The following is a 2905-nucleotide window of genomic DNA, read 5'->3' as shown; positions in this document are numbered from 1 at the left end:
CGGGCGTCCCGTTGCCTCCCTGGTGAGGTCAAACCCATGCCGCAATGGCCAACGCCAGCGCCGACCGGCGCCGACGATGCCCGATGTCGGTCGGCGGCAGGGTTATGCTTCAGGGCTGTGCGCCAGAGAATGATACCTCACGATCGGCACTGATCAGCGACACTGAATAGACGCTCGCCGGGAATTGCTGGGATACAACCGATTCCTGTCAGCGGCGAGCCGCTCGTATGCGCAAACAGGGCACCACGCGATGAACACGCTGCTTGATGCGCTGTTGCAAAGTCTGGCGACGGCGGCGAAGGTCAATGCGTCAGTCCAGGCAACACCGGCCGCTATCCTGTGGACCGATGCCGACCGGCAATGGAGTTCGGCACTGCTGCGGTTGCGGCAAGCGCTTCCCGGCCTCTTGAGCCTGGGTGACTACCAACCCGAAGGAGGCCGAGGACCCGCGATCTGGCTCAAGTGTGCCGCCGCCGGGCTGGTGCCGGACCTGGCCGCCGGCGAGGGCACTTGCATCATTTACTTGCCCGGCGTGAGTCGTGCGGATCTGCGCGCCATCGAAAGCTGTCCGCGCGACCTCCAGCCGCTGGCGGAGTTGCAGTATCGCGGTGTGTTCTGGAGTCAACTCAATGGCAAGGACTGGACGATCAATGCTTTCCTGACCTCCAGGAACGGCGGCTTGGGCTTGGACGTGGCGCAGGACAAGGCCACGCAGGAGGCGCTCGGCCAGGCCCTGGCGGCCGGTGTGCTGCTCGACCGGTCGGTGGAAGACCTGAAAGGCCGCCAGATCAACGCCGAATGGCTGCACAGTCTGCTGGCGCCGAACCCCACGCGGGACCTGCTGGTGTGGATGGACGATCCCGATGCGGCACAGGCGCAGTGGGGAAGCGCCCGCTGGGACCTGTTCCTGAAGCGGTGCAAGGCAGACTTCGGCTTTCATCCGGTGAGCGATGGCCCCTTGGCCGCCGCCGAACGGCTGGCCAAGGGGGAAGGCAAATGGTCGGCCGTGGCGGAGCTCTACCGCGATTCGTTCGCAAGCTTCCCCAAGGTCTACGGACTGCTTCTGAAGGTTGCGCCGCCGAAACAGCAGGATTTGTTCGACGCCCCCTCGTCTCTGGCCGGCTATCCCCAGGTGAACGAGCAGAGGGAGGCGGCCCTGCGCTACGCGCTGGCGGCCTGTGGCGCCATGACCGCTGACCAGGCGCGCGCGGCCATTCTGGCGGCCGAGCAGGGCCACGGGGTGCGTCGCGACTGGCTGTGGACGCGCATGGGCCTGTCGCCGCTCGGGGTGGCCCTGGCTCACCTGGCCGAGGTGGCCTCGCGCAGCGCGCAACTGCCGACCGGTTCGGTGCCCGATCAGTTGGCCCGAAGCTACCAGGACAGCGGGTGGCCGGTGGATGCCGCGGCGCTCCGGGTGTTGGGGGCCGTCCAGACCAAGGCGGATCTGGATGCAGTCTCTGCGGCGCTGCGCGCCCTCTATCTGCCGTGGGTCGAGGAGTCTGCCAAGCGGCTGCAAGATGCCCTGATGGCGTCAGGCGGGTTCGGCGCCGGCGGCGTGGCATTGGACGCAGCGCCAGGCCCCGAGCAGGCACCGGATGGGGTCTGCACTGTCTTCGTGGACGGTCTGCGTTACGACGTGGCGGTCGCGCTCAAGGAGCGTCTGGGCGCCATCGGCAAGGTGGACCTGCAGGCGCGCTGGACCAGTCTGCCGTCGGTAACGGCGTCCGGCAAAGCCTGGTGCTCTCCGGTCGCGCATCTGGTGTCCGGCGACCAGACCGACCAGGAGTTCGAGCCGCGGGTCGCCGTTGACGGCAAGCCGCTGTCCGGGCATAACTTTCGCAAGCTACTGGCCGATAATGGCATCCAAGCCCTGGATACGCACGAGACCGGCGACTCGTCGGGCCGGGCCTGGACCGAGGCGGGCGATCTCGATCACTACGGCCATGCCCATGGGGTGCGGCTTGCCCGTGACCTCGACGCTCAACTGGCCCAGGTACTGGAGCGCATTTTCGAGCTCCAGCAGGCGGGGTGGAAGCGCTTGCGCATCGTGACCGATCACGGCTGGCTCCTGATGCCCGGCGGTCTTCCCAAGTCCGAACTGGCCGTGCATCAGACCGAGACGAAGTGGGGGCGCTGCGCCGTCCTCAAGGACAATGCGCACGGTACGCCGCTCACCTTCGGCTGGAGTTGGTGCGACGCTGTGCAGGTGGCCTATGCGCCCGGCGCATCCTGTTTCATCGCCGGGGTCGAGTATGCCCATGGGGGCTTGAGCCTTCAGGAGTGCCTGGTGCCGGTGCTGTTCCTGGAGGTCGAGGGCACCGCGGCGGCGGTGAAGGCCGGCATTCGCGCCGTGACCTGGAAGGGCCTGCGCTGTCTGGTGGAGGTGGAGACCGCGGCCGAAGGCCTCCGGGTCGATATCCGCACCAAGGCGGCGCTGGCATCCACCTCGCTGGTGGCCGGCGTGAAAAGCCTGGACGGCGGAAAGGCCAACCTGGCGGTTGCCGATGACGAGCAGGAGGGCGCGGCGGCCGTGGTGGTCGTGCTGAGCCCCGGCGGCGAGGTCATTGCGAAGATGGTGACCACGGTCGGGGCTTAGACGCTGGGCCTTGATGGTCATCCCGGCCAGCTTGCGTATTGCGTAGTCAGGGCTTCCAGCCCTAATGTCTTGCGTAGTCAGGGCTTCCAGCCCTGATGGTTTGCGTAGTCAGGGCTTCCAGCCCTGATGGTTTGCGTAGTCAGGGCTTCCAGCCCTGACCATGTCAGGTCAAGATGTCAGGCCAGGATGGCCTGAGTACGCACAGATGTCAGGCCAGGATGGCCTGAGTACGCACAGATGTCAGGCCAGGATGGCCTGAGTACGCACAGATGTCAGGCCAGGATGGCCTGAGTACGCACAGATGTCAGG

Annotated in this window: 1 protein-coding gene; it reads left to right on the top strand. The window is 66.6% G+C overall.

Features of this window, described 5'->3' with window-relative positions; genetic code table 11:
* Window positions 1-250: 250 nt before the first annotated feature.
* Window positions 251-2596 carry a BREX-1 system phosphatase PglZ type B gene (gene pglZ, locus QZY03_RS20710; RefSeq protein WP_295584162.1) on the top strand — a complete coding sequence of 782 codons (2346 nt, stop codon included), beginning with the start codon at window positions 251-253 and terminating at the stop codon, window positions 2594-2596.
* The last annotated feature ends 309 nt before the right edge of the window (window positions 2597-2905 follow it).

Origin of the sequence: uncultured Lamprocystis sp. (genome assembly GCF_903933125.1) — a bacterium.
In the GTDB taxonomy this organism is placed as follows: domain Bacteria; phylum Pseudomonadota; class Gammaproteobacteria; order Chromatiales; family Chromatiaceae; genus Thiodictyon.
Note: the sequence above shows the minus strand (reverse complement) of the source record. Positions and strands in the feature narration are given on the sequence as shown.